This window comes from Bradyrhizobium sp. BR2003 (assembly GCF_009720285.1).
Taxonomy (GTDB): domain Bacteria; phylum Pseudomonadota; class Alphaproteobacteria; order Rhizobiales; family Xanthobacteraceae; genus Bradyrhizobium; species Bradyrhizobium elkanii.
Map to the genome: position 1 here is coordinate 129,588 of NZ_SMYJ01000048.1, position 16,059 is coordinate 145,646.

The window sequence follows — 16,059 nt, forward strand, 5'->3', positions numbered from 1 at the left end:
TTCGAGGATGGCGGTCCTGCGCGTCCGTGACACACGCGCCGCACCGACGTGACGCTTATTCCGGCCGCGATTGCGCACGAAACTCTCGCGGCGTAACGCCGCTAATTCGGCGAAAGGCGCGAGTAAAGTGCGCTGGATCAGCGTAGCCGGAGGAGAATGCGATTTCGATAATCTTGGAATCAGTGTCACGCAAGAGCTTGCTTGCATTCTCGAACCGGATGGTGTCGAGCAGATCCGAGTATGTCATGCCGGCGTACGCGAGTTTGCGTTGTAAGCTCCTCGCGCTAGCGCCAGCCATCTCCGCGACCTCAGCGAGAGCCGGAAGTCCTTGGTCCAGGTAGGACGGCAACATCAACTTGAGCGCTGCAATGATATCATGACCTGACGGGCCAGCCTGATCGTCCTGCAAGGAGAGCACTTTCTCCTTTGCGCGATTGGGAAGGCTGAGAAGCGAGATCGGCACGTCGATCCATGATGCGTCCTGTCCGGACAGGAAGCGCGTGTTTGGCCAGGATGAATGACACGCAGGGCTCGGCGTATAGCGGGCTTCAAAGGCGATTGTTGCAGGAGCCCAATCCGGTCCGGCGAACTGCTGGACGATATATATAGGGAAAATGTTCTGAAGCCACTGTGAATGCTCGAGGTGCAGCAGTCCTTTCGTTCCAGCGAGACTGCTGCAAAACCTCACGTGATCGTCGTGGCGCTCGATCCAGTTCTTCAAGTTCGAGTCCTCGATCGATGCCCATTTGCAAGCCTGTTGCAGCGCGACCAACAACGTCGGGGCATGGCCGATCAGAGTCCGGGTTTTCTCGCTCAGGTGACAATAGCGCAAACGTTGGGAAGCCAGGAACCCGAAATCCGGAATGCCTTGTGATCTCCGGGCGATTTCCGCGAAGTCGATTGCTCGCAGAATCGGAACATAGTGATTGGCCTTTTCTTCCAATGATGTCGGAAGATGAAATTTTGCCAGAAGCGAACCCGTCGACGCGCCGATTTCGCTAAGGATATCAGCGAAGGGAATGATGAATTGGCAGCGCGTCAAATGAATATTTGCCACCGGGCCGCCTCTCGATCGTAAAATGGATGCTGCCCGTCGGCGGGAATTTCGCTCGGGCCGGGCGTTGGCGTTGCCGGCGAAAATGGAAGAGTTCGCTGCCCCGCTCCCGGCATGCAGCGTTCTCTGCACCCCAGCGATCTGCTGCGTTGATCAGCAGAGCCGCTCCTTCGATGCCGGATTTGCCGGCTTTTTTGGCGGCTTATGGCCAGACGGCCGACAATTCGCTGTATAGGCATACTAGATCAAGACTGGGATCTGAATGGAGGAAAGCTGAGCCCTTCGTGCTGCGTATCGATGAATTCTCTGTCCGTACCCTCGCAGTATTACGTGCGTTCGACAATGGTCGAACGAGGGCCACTGGGTGATCGAAAGACGCCCTGGTTTTCCCGGACCGTCGGCCAGACAGGAGGCCCGGATACCCATGGCGCCGAAGCATCTGGTATTCTCTAGACGGAGCATAGACTTCGTGCCTTACAACAACAGATGAGAGCCGTCCGTTTGCCTTCGTCCGAGGCGGTCCGCGCAGCCATTGTCGCGTCGCTGCGACAGGGTGACGCAACTATAAATGGCACAGCTCGTGCGTGCAAGATCAGCACGCGGACGTTGCAGCGTCATCTCGGCCGTATGGGCACAAGCTACCGCGCAATGCTTGCGGAAGTTCGCTTGAATATGGCTTGTCAGCTGCTCGCAGACTCCGGCAAGCCCCTGTCCGACGTCGCAAAATTCCTCGGCTATTCCAGTGCGAGCAGCTTCAGCCGCACTTTCGCGCGTTTGATGAAAGTTCAGCCCGTTGTCTACAGGCGGCAGCAACTTGCCGGTAAACATCAGCAAGCGTCCCATCGCAGACGGCTTTGCGCGATCGATAGCTGAAACATTCCACGAGACTGGCGTGAAATGGCAAGACGCGCGATTTGAATCGGAGCGAAACGTTTGGCGAGATTTCCAGGCTCCGCAAGGAGCCATTTGCTTTGACGTTCAACTGGAGCGCTGGGACACTATGGTGAGCTATCTGGGCCGGCCGAAGCAAAAGCTGAGCGGTGCAGGGTGGCGAGCAAGGTAGGCACCGCGTCATGCAATCACGTCGCCGAGCACGAGCGGCCGACCGCAGGATCAGCTCCATCCGTTCGCGACAAACAGCGGGAGTTAGGGCCATCCGCCAGACGGCTGTCGTGGCGGCGTCGGCGAGCCCTGAGATCGTCCAATCGGCGCATGCACAGACCTATCTGGGCGCCGCCAGTCTCGACCAGCGCATTGTCGAGGCGATCGCAGTCGTGTGCCTGGCACATGGGATAGGTTGACATCATGAAGCCGTTATTGAGAGCGCCGCCGAAGCCTCCTGGAGCCATTTTGTGAAATTTGAGGGGACCAATTGAGGCCAAGTGCGAAGGGGTGGTTGTTGCGACAAGGACTTCGCCGAAATCATCCGTCTTCCATCCCCATGCTAACGCCGTGTTGCGCGCCGCATGATGATTTTCCTGGTTCGCGGTCGCTCGACCTCCTGCATCAACGCGACGATGGGAATCGACGCCTTGAAGGCTTCCGCCATCGCGGCGAAGCTCCAGCGCAATTCGATGCACGACGGTTTCACCGCTCACGATAGCAGCCTCTCGTCGCTTGCCGCAAGCGCTGCAGCAGGTACGGTCCATGCGGTTCTTGTCACCACAATCGCCCAATTGGAATCGAACCCGGCTCAGACTCAGAATCTTTGGAGGAGGAGGCTGGCGCTTACTCAGCAGCTTTAGTGGAATGATCAAAATCGTGAGTTTGACTCCCACTTTCTCCGCCATTTGCCCGATTCCATACGCCAAACTACGATTTCGTGCGGATCGGCTCATTCATTCTGCCCAGACTACGCGTCAGTCCGCGACTTTATCAAAGTCACACACCATAAGTGCGGTTTCGGCCAGGCTCACAATGTCGACCCGCAGGTCCGTGGTCGTCCCCTGACCGATAATGCCTTGCAGCGTCAGTTCTCCTCTGAGCGCTTCGATCATCCGTTTCATGCGTCGTTGATACTTGATGCTCGAGCATTCGTCGTCGTGACTGAACATGTCGCAAGCTGCAATTTGCACTTTATCGATGGATCGCCGGGATCAAAATGAGATGTCCAACATGGACATTGATTCCTGAAAAGGTGCCGTCGGACCAAGTTGCGAGTGATTTTGGGACATCGCCAATCGGCATTCCTGGCTGACGCCGGCGGCCGGTCGCGGCCGGTTCGCCGCAGCGTCAGTCCTTGAGCAGCCGCCGCAACAGCTTGCCGGCCGGTGAGCGCGGCAACTCGGTCACGAAGCTGACATCGCGCGGCACCTTGTAGGGCGCCATGTTCTGGCGCGCCCATGCCACGAGCCGGGCGGTGTCCAGTTCGGCACGCGGGGCCAAAACGACGAAGGCCTTGACGACTTCGCCTCTTGTTGCGTCGGGCACGCCGATCACGGCTGACGCCGCCACGTCGGGGTGCTTGTTCAGAATCGACTCGACCTCTTCTGGGAAGACGCTGTAGCCGGAGACCTTGATCATCTCCTTGAAGCGTCCCATGAAGGTCAGATAGCCGCCGGCATCGACGCGGCCCATGTCGCCAGTGTGTAGCCAGCCGTTGCGCAGCGTTTCCGCGGTCGCATCGGGACGATTGCGGTAGCCCTTGAATACGCCTGGGCCGCGGATCACGATTTCGCCAGGAACGTCCGCTGGCTTGTCTGCGCCGGAGTCGGGATCGACGATCCGGATCTCGTTGCCGGGCACCGGCCTGCCATGGGTACCCCAGCGGATCGCATTGCGCGGCATGAAGGTGTCGACCGTGTGGGTTTCGGTCAGCCCGTACGCCGCCTCGAAGCTCTCGCAATTCGGCGCGACGGCCTGCCATTGCCTGGCAAGCGCTTCGGTCCAGTCGATGCCGAAACTGGTCACGGGATTGACGCGGAGGCTCCTCAGCCCGAAGTCGGAAATGTTCGGGAGCTGCGTGATCGCGACGTTCATCGGCGCCACGCTGTACCACCAGCTCACCTGATAGCGGTCGATCGCCTGTGCGGTCACGAGCGGATCGAATCGGAACAGCAGCACGGACGTCGCGCCGGCATAGACCGGTGCATTCACGCCCATCACCATACCGGCGATATGATAAAGCGGCGCAATCGAGAGCAGGACGTCATCGGTGCCGATTCCGTTGCAGTTCACGGTCGCGGCCGTCTTGAATATGACGTTGCGATACGACAGCATCGCGCCCTTGGGCCGGCCCGTGCTGCCCGACGTGTAGATCATCAGCGCCGTGTCGTTCATGTCGATCGCGACATCGCGCGGCGACGCGCCGCTCGCAGCGACGGAGAGGAAGTCCTCGATTTCGCCGGACGTACCGGCCCGTTCGGGGCCGAACGCGAGCAATTCATCCGGAACGCCGATCGGTGGCTGCTCGGGCAGCAGGTCCGCGTAGCGGACTACGAAGACATGCTCGAGCTTGGTCTTGTCGCGGACCTGATTCACGATCGGCAATAGCGGTTCGGCCGCGACGATCACGCGCGCGCCGAGATCGTCGAGCTGGTAGGCGAGCTCGTGCTCCTTGTTCAGCGCCCCGCAAGGCGAGGCAATGGCGCCGATCTTCTGGATGCCGTATTGCGCCATCAGGTATTGCGGACAGTTGTTCATGAACAATGCGACCGGCTCGCCCTTGTCGACGCCGAGTTGTTGCAGCCGCGCCGCGAATGCATCACTCGCGCGGTCGAGCTCGAGAAACGTGATGGCGCGGCCATACCAGATGCAGGCCGGTTTCTCCGGCCGCCCGCGGGCATGCCTGCGCAGCATTTCATGCAGCGGTTGTTCGAGGGTGTCGTTGGGAGCGCTCATGGTCGTTGTCGCCAGGTTCATGTGCTCATATCGAGACGGAAAGGTGCAAACGGGCCGTTTCAGGAGTTATATTAGGACATTGGTACGCTCGGCTTGCGTGATCCGGCTCCTGCGTGCAGGACAGGCAGGAAAAGCGCTGCGATCCCCGCCAGGTGGTTGCAGTGAAGTCTGGATTTTCGGATTGAGCGAGCGATCTGCATGAGGAATACCAAGATGCGATCCTATCCGCGTCGCGTCAACTTCGAGAGCGGGGATGTCGAGTTTCGGTTGATGGGGCCTGCCGACGAGGCCGTCGTCCTGAAGTTTGCCAACGCGCTTGCCGTGCACGACATGCTTTTCCTGCCGCGGAATATCCGTGAACCGAAGGTGCTCTCGGCATGGATCAAGGAGATCGAGCGCGGCTCGATCGTCAGCCTGCTGGTGGTCAAGGACGACATCGTGGTGGGGTGCGGTACGATCGTGCGGGACCCCATGTCGTGGTCGGCTCATGTCGGCGAGATCAGGACCGTGATTTCCGCGCATGTGCGTGGCACCGGCGTCGGACGGGCGCTTTCCAATGAGGCGTTTGACCTCGCGCTCTCGATGGGCCTGGAACGCCTGACCGCGCAGATGACGTCCGACCAGACCCGCGCGATCGCGATTTTCGAGGCACTCGGCTTCCGCGCTGAGGCGCTGTTGCGCGACCAGGTGAAAGATCTTCAGGGCAAGATGCACGACATCGTCGTGCTTGGTGTCAACGTGACGGACGTGCAGAAGCTCGAACCGGGCGGATCGTCCGCAGCGACCGACTAGCCTAGGGACTACCCGAGGAATGGCTTCACCTTAATCGCGCCGCTCGCATCCATGACGGCGACGGTCGCGGTCATGCCGGCTTTGCCGGCTGGATCTTCGTTCCGCCGGTGTTGCAAAAAATGCAACGATCGCGAGACACTGCGATCATTGATGCAAAGTGGATTCTCCCTGATGCTGCACGGCAAGTTGGTTCACGTTCACCGCATTGCCTCGCAATCATCTTCTGGAGGTGTCCAGCACTATGACGTCGACCTCTTCTTCATCCGCAGATCTGGCCGCCCAAGCAGTCAATCCCGCGGTTAGCAGCAAGCTCACGCTGTTCGTTGCCGTTCTGATCATTGTTGCCGTCGCCGAGACGGTCGGGATCGCCCAGTTCCAGATCGGACCGGGCAAGGTGCTGCTTCAACCGATGGTGTGGGCGCTGCTGATCGCAGCCGCATGGGGCCTCTCGGCGCGCTATCTGCCTGCCGCCGCGCGGATCGGGCCCGGCCTGCAAACTTATGCGGGACAACTGCTCAACGCAGGCCTGCTGCTCTTCGTGATCAAGATGGCATTCACGGTCGGTGGCGCGCTGCCGGAGGTGCAGAAGGCCGGCTGGGCGTTGATCTTTCAGGAACTCGGGCACACCTTCGGCACGCTGGTCCTCGGCTTGCCGATTGCGCTCCTGCTCGGGGTCAAGCGCGAAGCGGTCGGCGCGACGTTCTCGATTGGCCGTGAAGGCAACATGGTGATCATCGGCGAGAAATACGGCATGAACTCGGCCGAGGGGCGCGGCGTGCTGGCCGAGTACATCACCGGCACCGTGCTCGGCGCGCTGTTCATCGCGATGTTGGCCGGCTTTGTCGCCAGCCTGCACATCTTCGATCCGCGGTCACTTGCGATGGGCGCTGGCGTCGGCTCGGGCAGCATGATGGCGGCCGCGATCGGTACCATCAACGGCCACAATCCGGCCGAGATGGCGAAGGAACTGATCGCGATCGCTTCGGCGGCGAACCTGATGACCGCCGTCCTCGGCTTCTATTTCGCCCTGTTCTTCTCGCTGCCGGTGTGCTCCTGGCTGTATGACAGGCTGGAGCCCGTGCTCGGCCGGTTCTCGAACTTCGCGTCGGGAGATCTCGGGCCCTCGATTGCCAGCGCCGGCGAGGCAAAGCACGGCACGTTCGGCTTCTCCGACTCGCTGCTCGCCTGGATCACCGTCGCGGGCGGCGTGCTGATCGGCAATTCGCTCACCTACAAGGTTCCCCTGCTGGAATCGGGGGCAGGTCTCCTGGTTGTGCTCGCGGTCGTGCTGCTGGTCGACGTCCTCGCCCGTCTGCTGCCGAAAGTGCCGCACATCCTGATCCTGGTCGTGGTTACCACCGTGCTCGGCATTCCTGGCCTGCTGCCGTTCTCCAACGCGATGATCGGCTCGGTCGACAAGCTGAACTTCCTGGCTTTCACGACCCCCGTGCTGACGCTTGCCGGCTTCTCGGTCGCCAAGGATCTCCCGATCTTCAGGAAGCTGAGCTGGCGTATCGTCGTGGTCTCGCTGACGGCCGCCGCGGGCACGTTCCTCGGTGCGACATTGATCGCCGAATTCTTCCATCGCTAGCCAACGGACAGGTGAACCCACCCATGTCAAAGGAATTTGGAATCGCCGACGATATCTGTGCCCGGATGCTGGATTGGCGTCATGACATCCATGCCAACCCGGAGACCGCGTTTCAGGAGCACCGCACCGCCCAGCTGGTGGCCGATGCGCTGATGGAAATGCAGATTCCGGTCCATCGCGGACTCGGCGGCACCGGCGTGGTCGGAACGCTGACGAACGGCGAAGGCCCGACGATCGCGCTGCGCGCCGACATGGACGCGCTCGATCTTCAGGAACTGGGCGACCGCCCCCACAAGTCGACCCGTGCCGGTAAGATGCACGGCTGCGGCCACGATGGTCACACCACCATGCTGCTTGGCGCTGCCGTGGAGCTCGCCCGTCACCGGCCGTTCCGCGGCACCGTCCATTTCGTTTTCCAGCCCGCCGAGGAGAATGCGGGCGGCGGCAAGAAGATGGTCGAGGACGGGTTGTTCAAGATGTTTCCCGCCGACGCGGTCTACGGGATGCACAATATTCCGAATATCCCGCGCGGAAAATTTGCTATCCGGACCGGCATTGCGACCGCCTTCCTCGATACGTTCGAGATCGTCGTGACCGGGAGTGGTTGCCATGCCGCGACGCCGGAGAAGGGCATCGACTCGATCCTGGTGTCGGCCGATCTCGTCTCCGCGCTGCAGGGCATCGTGAGCCGCCGCATCGGCGCAATGGACGCTGCCGTCGTGAGCGTCACCCAGATCCATGGCGGCGACACCTGGAACGTGGTGCCCGAAACCGTCACGTTGCGCGGCACGGTCAGAACGCTGTACGCGGAGATCCAGAATCAGGTCGAGGCTGCCATGAAGCAGGTCTGCGCCGGCGTGGCGCAAACCCACGGTGCAAAGATCGATCTGAGCTACATGCGAGGTTATCCGGGGGTGATCAACACACCTGCCGAAGCCGATGCCGCAGCCTCGGCAGCAGCAAACCTCGTCGGCGTCGAACAGGTGCAAACCGACATCAAGCCGGCGATGGGATCGGAGGACTTTGCGTTCATGCTGCAGGAGCGCCCCGGTGCCTATATCTGCATCGGCGCGGGCGAGACCGCCAATGACCCGCCGTTGCACAATCCATATTACGATTTCAACGACGCGATCCTGCCGCTCGGCGCCGCCTATTGGGTCGAGCTCGTCAAGCAACAACTGCCCGCCTGATGCTTTCGGTCTTCGACATATTCAAGATCGGCATCGGCCCATCGAGTTCGCATACGGTGGGGCCGATGCGCGCGGCCGGGCAATTCGTCCGCGCGCTCGAGCGCGATGGCCTTCTTACGAGGACTGTGCAGGTGCGCGCCGATCTCTATGGCTCGCTGGGCGCGACCGGACGAGGGCATGCGACCGATCTCGGCGTGATCCTCGGCCTGCTGGGCGAAAAGCCCGATACGGTCGATCCGGCCGAGGTGGCGCCGCAGCTTGCGGACATCCGTCGCTCCGGCGAGTTGCGGCTGCTCAAGGTTCACCCGATCCCGTTCCGCCGCGGGCGAGATATCACCTTCCAGGCCGACAGTGTGCTGCCGGAGCACCCCAATGGAATCTGTCTTGCGGCGTTTGCGGCCAACGGCAGTCTGTTGGCGGAACGCTATTACTTCTCGATCGGCGGTGGATTCGTGCTCGAGCGTGGCTCGGGCGACTTGGCTGGCGGTGCAGACGGCGAGCTTCCGGTCTGGCCATATCCGTTCAGAACGGGCGCCGAGCTGGTGGCACGCGCGCAGTCGAGCGACCGCTCGATCGCCGACATGGTACTGGCCAATGAGTGCGTTCATCGCACCGACGCTGACGTCCGTGCCGGCCTCCTGAAAATCTGGCAGACGATGAAGCAATGCGTCGATCGTGGCTTCGGAATAGACAATGCCGGCGCGACCAAACCGTTGCCCGGGCCGCTGAACATTCGCCGTCGCGCGCCGGCTCTCTACCGCGAACTGTCGGCCCGCAACAGCGACACCGAGAGCGTCGACCCGCTCGCGGCGATGGATTGGGTCAATGCCTTCGCGATGGCTGTCAACGAGGAGAATGCGGCGCGCGGACGGATCGTGACGGCGCCGACCAATGGCGCCGCCGGCGTGATCCCGGCTGTGCTGCATTACTACGTCAAGTTCTGTCCGGGCGCGAACGACGACGGCGTCGTTACCTTTCTGCTCACCGCGGCTGCGATCGGCATGCTTTACAAGGCGAATGCCTCGATCTCCGGCGCGGAAGTTGGCTGTCAGGGCGAGGTCGGCGTCGCCTGTTCGATGGCTGCGGGCGGCCTGACGGCCGTGCTCGGCGGTGCGCCGGCCCAGGTCGAGAACGCTGCCGAGATCGGGATGGAGCACAATCTCGGTCTCACTTGCGATCCCGTCGGGGGCCTGGTGCAGATCCCTTGCATCGAGCGCAACGCGATGGGCGCCGTCAAGGCCATCAACGCCGCCCGAATGGCACTGCGTGGTGACGGCAAGCACTATGTATCGCTTGATGCCGTCATCAAGACGATGCTGCAGACCGGCGAGGACATGAAGTCCAAATACAAGGAGACCTCGCTCGGCGGGCTCGCGGTGAACGTCGTGGAATGCTGAAGCACGGCGGTGCCGGCCAAACACCTCGATAACGAATTCGACATGCTTGGATACGATCCGTGCTGTCCCAAGGCTGGGGATAGGGGAAGCCGGCCAGTTGCTGCCGGCATTGCGAATGATTTCGATTTGAGCAAGACTTTGGGCCCAAGGAGGAAGACGACCATGAGCGCTGGAAGGCGCCTGCGAGACGCCGTGCCGGAATGTCAATTGCCGCCGGATTTCGACCAGCATGTATATTCGGCGCAGTTGATTGCTGCCATCATCGCCGAGCTCGGCAGGCAACAGGTTCGATCGACCGTGGCGCTGGCGGGCACTGGCTTGACCGAGGATCAGCTCGAAGCTCACACCACGCGTATCTCGTACCGGCAGATCGACATCGTGGTTCGCAATGCATTGCGGCTGTCGAACGAGCCGACGGTTGCACTCCGTGCCGGACAGCGCATGCGCGTGACGGCGCACGGAATGTACGGATACGCGTTGCTGAGCAGCGCGACCTATCACGATGCGCGCGCCTTCGCCAATCGATACCTTCGGGTCGTCGGCCCGCTGTGCGATGCGAAATACTCCTATGACGGCGCGGCGGTCGTCTGTGCGTTCGAGCCGTTGCATTGGCCGAATCCGACGCAGGACGTGCATCGCTTCGCGGCCGAGTTCGCCCTGTCATCGCATTTGACGACGATGAAGGATCTGGCGGGCGAGTCGTTCCGCTTCTCGCAGATTTCTCTTGCCTATGGCGAGCCGGCTCATGCCAGCGCCTACCAGGTGATCTTCGACTGCCCGGTCCTGTTTCGTCAGCGTGGCAACGAGTACAGATACCAGCTGTCGCAAGCCGACGGGCCGGTGGCGCTTGCGGATTCCCGCACCCACGGAATGGCACGTGAGATGTGCGAGCAGGTGCTGTCCGAGGTCAATCACGCGGGCGGGATCGCTGCCGACGTCCGGCGGGTGCTGATCGAGCAGCCCGGCCGGTACCCGAACATCGAGGCGATCGCCGAGAGGCTTTCGATGCATCCTCGTGCGCTGCGGCGCAAGCTCGAGGCTGAGGATACATCGTATCGTGAGCTGCTCGCCGAGGTACGGACGCGGCTTGCGATCGAATATCTGCGCAAGACCGCGATGACCAACGAGGAGATCGCGAGCCGGCTGGGCTATAGCGACGCTGCCAACTTCCGGCATGCCTTCATCCGCTGGACCGGCAAAAGCCCATCCGATTTCCGGGTCTCTTCGCCGATGTGAAGGCCGTGCGGACAGGACAGCGCCGCGTTTGACCGTTCAGCGCGCCGCGCTGTCCATAAGTCACCTCCGAACCGGTCTCATCGAACCTCCTCGCGGACGAACTCCATGTCGCTTCTGCTCGGGGGCGTCCTCCGAGCCACAGCTGCGCCGCACCGCCGCTGTGGTGCCGTGGTGCCCCCGGTTCGGGCGTCCCGAGACTGGCCGCGCCTCTCAATCCGAGGGCGCGGCTTTTTCGCGTGCGAGCGGCGAAGGCGGCAGGCGCCGCCTTGCGGTCAGGTATCATGCCAGGATCTTGCTTTCGCGCATCCCAGCGATGGCGGCGTCATCGTAACCGGCCTCGCGCAGAATCTGCGTGCTGTGCTCGCCGACCGCGGGCGCCTTGCGCGGCTTCACCTTGGTCGCACCGTCGACAAAGAACGGGCTGTCGATGGTCAGCATCTCGTCGTCCTCGAACGGCACCAAAACGCCGGCCGACAGCATCTGCCGGTCGGCGGCCAGGTCGCCCATCTCGGCAACGCATTCGAAGACGATCCCAGCGTCATCGAGGCAGGCCCGCCATTCGTCCCGGTCCCGTGTCGCAAATGCCGTGTCGAACAGAGCGATCAGTTCCGCGGAACGGGCGAAGCGATCGGCCTGCTTGGCAAAGCGCGGATCTGTGAGCAGGTTGTCGAGGCCCAGGCATTTCGCCACGGTCGGAAAGTCGCGCTGCTCGTTGACGATCGCGAGCAGCAGCCAGCGGCCATCGCGGCAGCGATAGTAGCAGCCGAGCGCATTGAACAGATTCTCGCGCGGCGGCCGCGGGGTGAATGTCGCCCCGCACAGGGCCGCCTGCGCCATGATGCCGTTCGACCAGACGCCGTTGGCGAGCAGCGAGGAGCCGACCTGGGTGCCGCGGCCCGTGCGCTCGCGCTGATACAGCGCCACCGCGATGGCTGCGAACAGCGAGACGCCCGACGGGTGATCGCCCATGCCGGCGAGCGCCCGCGCCGGCGGCGTGCTGGCGTCGCTCCGGACCATATCCATCAGGCCCGAACGTGCCCAGTAGGCTGTGACATCGAAGCCCGGCTTTCCCGCCTCGTCGCCGGTCTCGCCATAGCCGGTGAACGAGGCGTAGATCAGGCGATCATTCGCCACGGCAAGCCGCTCGTAGCTGATCGCAAGCTTCTTGCGGACCGCGAGCGGATAGTTGGTGATAAAGACATCGGCGGAGGAAGCGAGGCGATGCAGCACCGCCTGGCCCTCGGGCTTCGAGAGATCGAGCGCAAGGCCGCGCTTGTTTCGATTGTCGAGCAGCCAGCCATAGGGCTGATCGGATCTCGGCATGCCCGGCAGCTTCGGCACCTGACGGAACGCGTCGCCTGCACCGGGCGGTTCGATCTTGATCACGTCGGCGCCGAAGTCGCCGAGCAGCGTCGCGGCGGTTGGCGCGGCGATGAAGCTGCCGCAGTCGATGACCTTCAAACCTTCGAAGATGCTCATGTGAGTCCGTCTCCGCTTGATGCCGGGGATCAGCTGTTGTCCGTCGCCGAGATTGGCCTATTCCGAAACGTGGCGGCCGCCTGTGTCTGCGAGTGCGCGCAGCCCAGGGGCCGAGCCGGTCATGTCCCGTTCCTGCCGTTCCGTGCCGCCAGCACGTGCAGCAGCGCCACCTGTGTGTCGTCGCGTTCGCGCTCCATCCGCGGGATCGGCGTCTTGCCGAAAGATGCCGTAGCCTGATCAATGATCTTGCGCTGCAGCGCATCGCCGAGCTCAACCTGCGGTATCACCTTGAACGACGCGGCCATGTTCTTGCCGAGGTGCTGGAAGAATGATTCGAGCCCCTTCGGCCCACCGCCCATGTGGAACGAGCTGAACGGCCCGTTCACGGCCCAGCGCAACCCGATCGAGCTGGTGACGATGTCGTCCAGCTCGTCCACGGTGACGACGCCTTCCTGCACGAGATAGCAGGCCTCGCGCATGATCGCGCGCTGCAGCCGGTTGGCGACAAAGCCCTGAATCTCCTTCTTGAGCACGCGCGGCACCTTGCCGAGCGCCTCGTAGAAGGCCACGGCATCGGCGGTGGCCTGCGGATCGGTGCGTTCGCCGGGAACGACCTCGACCAGCGGGATCAGATGCGGCGGGTTGAAGGGATGGCCGACGAGCAGACGGCTTGCATCCTTCATCTCTCGCGCCTGCTCGGTTGCCGGCCGCGCCGAGCTCGAGGACAGCAGCAACGCATGTTTCGGCACTGTTGCCTCGATCTGCGCCCAGAGCCGCTGTTTCCATTCGGGCTTCTCGGGGCCGTTCTCCTGCACGAGGGCGACACCGGCGACGGCGCGCGCAAGGTCCGGCTCGAAGCGCAGGTTGCGTTCCAACCCCTCGTGCGGCAGGCCGAGCTTCAGCAATGTCGGCGCGATCTTGATCAGGGCATCCCTGACCGTGGCCTCGATGCCGGGCTGCGGATCGTTGATTACGACATTGAGGCCGTGCGCGAGAAACAACGCCGCCCAGGAGGAGCCGATGACGCCGGCGCCGATGACGCACACATTGCGATAGCGATTGAGCGCCGCGGCGCGATCTGCGGATGATGGCATGACTTTCTCCGAGTGCCCGCTTACCGCGGCTGATCGAGATAGTTGTGGCAGCGCTTGGCGCGGGACAACGTCAAGTCGGTCATGATGTGGCTGCACGCGACGATCTCGCGCACGGGAAAATCGGCCATCGGGGCCAATGCATGGGCGAACAGCTCCAGCCGGGCCGGGCCGGTCCAGGCACCCTTGACGGTGATGTCGGTGATCTCGGAGCGCAGCAGCTCGCAGATGCGCGGTTCGCCCGCCGGCTTCGGACTGTCATAGGTCCACAGGATCTTCAGCATGAAGGTCGGCACGCAGATCTCGGCCTTTGCCTTTTCGAGGTCCAGCGCGCGGTGCTTGTAGCCCATCGTCGCGGTGGCCACGCGCAGGCTGCCGTAATCCATTGTGCCGACCAGCGTATCGGAATCGACATAGAGCCTCGGCTTGCCGATCACCTTGGGATAGCCGCTGATCTCGCGGCCCGACGCCAGCGCCGGCAGGTTATCGAGGTACATCGCGTGAAGGTATTCGCCCTTTTCGTCGCCGTAGCGCACCTGGACGGCCTGGCCGCATTCTGTGTAGTCGCCTAGACCGGAGGTGTCGGGCATCCGCATGATCTCCCAGCGCACCAGCGGATCATCGATCTCCAGCGGCTCGGGAACGACGGCGCGCAACGCCTCGATGTCGGTGCGATACAGGATGTTGAGATATTCGCGGTTGTTGAAGCGAAACGGTCCGCGGGGAAATGCCGGGGCGCCGATTGGCGTCGTCAGCTGCTTGAGAACGTCCTCCCGTCGCATCCGCTCCTCCCTTGATAGCGCTTGCGTGGTCCGTGCGGGCCTCCGGCTGCATGCCGGTTTGTCGAGCAAGGCGTCGCGAGCCTAGCGATCTTGAGAAGCGGAGAAAGGTGCGATTGGACCGCCGACCGGGTGACTTCCGGACACGGACTGCGCGCGGATACGCGATCATTGCGTCGCGTACGTGATCGAGCTTACGTTTGGAGTAGCAAATCATTCATGGGGCAGGAACACGCGGAATGCCAGGGACATGCGGCCGGAATGGCTAGGCAAGAGTCGCACGCAACCCAATCGCCGAGTCGAATGCTCCCCGGCTTCGCACAGCGGATATTCCCGCCGCATTCGATCGCGGCCATCGCGGCCGAGCTTCGCGCGCAGGGCATTGATCCATCTAAGGTTCTCGACGGCACCGGGCTTGTCATCGCCCAGCTCGAGTCGCATACGACGCGAATATCCTACCGGCAGCTCGACACGGTGATCCGCAACGCGCTGCGGCTGACAAGAGACCCTGCCATCGCGCTGCGTTCCGGAGCACGAATGCATGTCACCGCCTATGGCATGTACGGATACGCGCTGCTGAGCAGTGCAACGCACGCGGAGGCCCGCGACTTCGCTGCGCGATACATCCGAGTGGTGGGTCCGCTCTGCGATTTCGGCCTCTCTTATGCTGGTGAGACGGTGATGGCCGCGTTCCAGCCCATGCACTGGCCGAATCCGATCGAGAGTGTGCATCGCTTTGCGGTTGAGTTCGCACTGGCCGCGCATCTGACGACCATTCGCGACCGGTCCGGTCAAGGCTTCGGGTTTTCGCGCGTGCTGGTCGACTACGCACCGCCGCCGTCCGCCGCGACGTATCGTGATCTCTTCGGGTGCCCGGTGCTGTTCAATCAGCATCATTGTGGATACGAATACGCGCGCAATGACGGCCCGCGGGCGCTGGCAAATCCGCGTACCCATGCCATGGCGCGGGAGATGTGCGAGGAGATCCTAGGCGAGGTCAACCGCGCCGGCGGCGTTGCCGCCGATATCCGCCGGGTACTGATCGAGCAGCCGGGTCGTTATCCAAGTATCGAGGCGATCGCCGAGCAGCTCGAGATCTATCCGCGTGCGCTGCGGCGCCGGCTCGAGGCGGAGGGAACCTCGTATCGCGGCCTGCTCGCCGAGGTGCGCATGCGGCTCGCTATCGAGTATCTCCGCAAGACGCGCATGACCAATGAGGAGATCGCAAGCCGCCTCGGCTACAGCGACGCGGCCAATTTCCGCCACGCCTTCTCGCGCTGGACCGGCAGAAATCCGTCCGAGTTCAGGGGCGACGAGGGTCTTTGACCCCGAAATATCCAAAGGCGGGCTTCGCCGGCTCTGTCCGGAGTTCACCGGCAAATTGGTTCAATCGAACCTTTTGTGCGGCCGAAGCGCGCGTAAGCTCAACGCCGTGATCGCGTTCTCCCAACCTGGACCGCCCTCCCTCGGCGGTCTTTCTTTTGGCTAGTCTTTGTCCGGAACTCACCTGCAAACGTGACCAATCGAACCTTCCGCTGTCTCGTCCAGCTGATTAGCCTCCCGGATTGCAGGACTGGAAACAGGCGCGGAAGGCGGACGAGGAAGCTCGT

At 62.6% G+C, this 16,059-nt stretch carries 15 protein-coding genes; 7 read left to right on the top strand and 8 right to left on the bottom strand.

The genetic code is table 11. The features are described 5' to 3' along the window. Positions 1-55: 55 nt before the first annotated feature. On the bottom strand, positions 56-1,057 hold the full coding sequence (locus E2I15_RS37375; RefSeq protein WP_246667905.1) for a helix-turn-helix transcriptional regulator: 1,002 nt from the start codon (positions 1,055-1,057) through the stop codon (positions 56-58). Positions 1,058-1,681: 624 nt separating this feature from the next. Between E2I15_RS37375 and E2I15_RS39450 the strand changes: the two genes are divergently transcribed. Then, the gene (locus E2I15_RS39450) at positions 1,682-1,927 is read left to right on the top strand and encodes a helix-turn-helix domain-containing protein (RefSeq protein WP_246667925.1); all 246 of its coding nucleotides are present in this window, start codon (positions 1,682-1,684) and stop codon (positions 1,925-1,927) included. A gap of 206 nt (positions 1,928-2,133) precedes the next feature. Here the strand turns inward: E2I15_RS39450 and E2I15_RS37385 are convergent, their stop codons facing one another. The 3 genes from E2I15_RS37385 to E2I15_RS37395 form a co-directional block, all read right to left on the bottom strand. Beyond that, complete coding sequence (locus tag E2I15_RS37385) at positions 2,134-2,844, bottom strand: hypothetical protein (RefSeq protein ID WP_137476764.1); 711 nt, start codon at positions 2,842-2,844, stop codon at positions 2,134-2,136. Between the two features lie 69 nt (positions 2,845-2,913). Continuing rightward, positions 2,914-3,108, bottom strand: coding sequence for a hypothetical protein (locus tag E2I15_RS37390; RefSeq protein ID WP_137476765.1), 195 nt, complete (start codon positions 3,106-3,108; stop codon positions 2,914-2,916). Positions 3,109-3,286: 178 nt separating this feature from the next. Next, positions 3,287-4,894, bottom strand: a complete 1,608-nt coding sequence (locus E2I15_RS37395) for an AMP-binding protein (protein ID WP_137476766.1) — start codon at positions 4,892-4,894, stop codon at positions 3,287-3,289. 198 nt (positions 4,895-5,092) lie between these two features. Here E2I15_RS37395 and E2I15_RS37400 point away from each other — a divergent pair, with 198 nt between their 5' ends. The 5 genes from E2I15_RS37400 (at position 5,093) to E2I15_RS37420 (ending at position 11,100) form a co-directional block, all read left to right on the top strand. Beyond that, positions 5,093-5,686 (top strand): GNAT family N-acetyltransferase, encoded by a 594-nt coding sequence (locus tag E2I15_RS37400; RefSeq protein WP_137476767.1) that lies wholly within the window; start codon positions 5,093-5,095, stop codon positions 5,684-5,686. Positions 5,687-5,927: 241 nt separating this feature from the next. Then, positions 5,928-7,277 carry a DUF3100 domain-containing protein gene (locus E2I15_RS37405; RefSeq protein ID WP_137476768.1) on the top strand — a complete coding sequence of 450 codons (1,350 nt, stop codon included), beginning with the start codon at positions 5,928-5,930 and terminating at the stop codon, positions 7,275-7,277. 23 nt (positions 7,278-7,300) lie between these two features. Then, positions 7,301-8,467: a M20 aminoacylase family protein gene (locus tag E2I15_RS37410; RefSeq protein WP_137476769.1), complete on the top strand. Its 1,167-nt coding sequence runs from the start codon at positions 7,301-7,303 to the stop codon at positions 8,465-8,467. Beyond that, on the top strand, positions 8,467-9,864 hold the full coding sequence (locus E2I15_RS37415) for an L-serine ammonia-lyase (RefSeq protein ID WP_137476770.1): 1,398 nt from the start codon (positions 8,467-8,469) through the stop codon (positions 9,862-9,864). Before E2I15_RS37410 ends, E2I15_RS37415 begins: the two co-directional genes overlap by 1 nt. A 162-nt stretch (positions 9,865-10,026) precedes the next feature. Then, on the top strand, positions 10,027-11,100 hold the full coding sequence (locus E2I15_RS37420; RefSeq protein WP_137476771.1) for an AraC family transcriptional regulator: 1,074 nt from the start codon (positions 10,027-10,029) through the stop codon (positions 11,098-11,100). Between the two features lie 279 nt (positions 11,101-11,379). On the opposite strand, the gene E2I15_RS37425 is transcribed toward E2I15_RS37420, so the two are convergent. The 4 genes from E2I15_RS37425 to E2I15_RS39755 form a co-directional block, all read right to left on the bottom strand. Then, entirely contained in the window at positions 11,380-12,579 is a 1,200-nt protein-coding gene (locus E2I15_RS37425; protein WP_137476772.1) for a CaiB/BaiF CoA transferase family protein, read from the bottom strand. A 119-nt stretch (positions 12,580-12,698) separates the two neighbouring features. Next, the gene (locus E2I15_RS37430) at positions 12,699-13,673 is read right to left on the bottom strand and encodes a 3-hydroxyacyl-CoA dehydrogenase NAD-binding domain-containing protein (RefSeq protein ID WP_137476773.1); all 975 of its coding nucleotides are present in this window, start codon (positions 13,671-13,673) and stop codon (positions 12,699-12,701) included. Positions 13,674-13,693: 20 nt separating this feature from the next. Continuing rightward, on the bottom strand, positions 13,694-14,452 hold the full coding sequence (locus E2I15_RS37435) for an acetoacetate decarboxylase (RefSeq protein ID WP_137476774.1): 759 nt from the start codon (positions 14,450-14,452) through the stop codon (positions 13,694-13,696). Positions 14,453-14,662: 210 nt separating this feature from the next. Beyond that, the gene (locus tag E2I15_RS39755; RefSeq protein ID WP_349629439.1) at positions 14,663-14,890 is read right to left on the bottom strand and encodes a hypothetical protein; all 228 of its coding nucleotides are present in this window, start codon (positions 14,888-14,890) and stop codon (positions 14,663-14,665) included. Here E2I15_RS39755 and E2I15_RS37440 point away from each other — a divergent pair. Continuing rightward, the gene (locus tag E2I15_RS37440) at positions 14,870-15,775 is read left to right on the top strand and encodes an AraC family transcriptional regulator (RefSeq protein WP_349629438.1); all 906 of its coding nucleotides are present in this window, start codon (positions 14,870-14,872) and stop codon (positions 15,773-15,775) included. The two genes, E2I15_RS39755 and E2I15_RS37440, sit on opposite strands and share 21 nt — an antisense overlap. Positions 15,776-16,059: the final 284 nt, after the last annotated feature.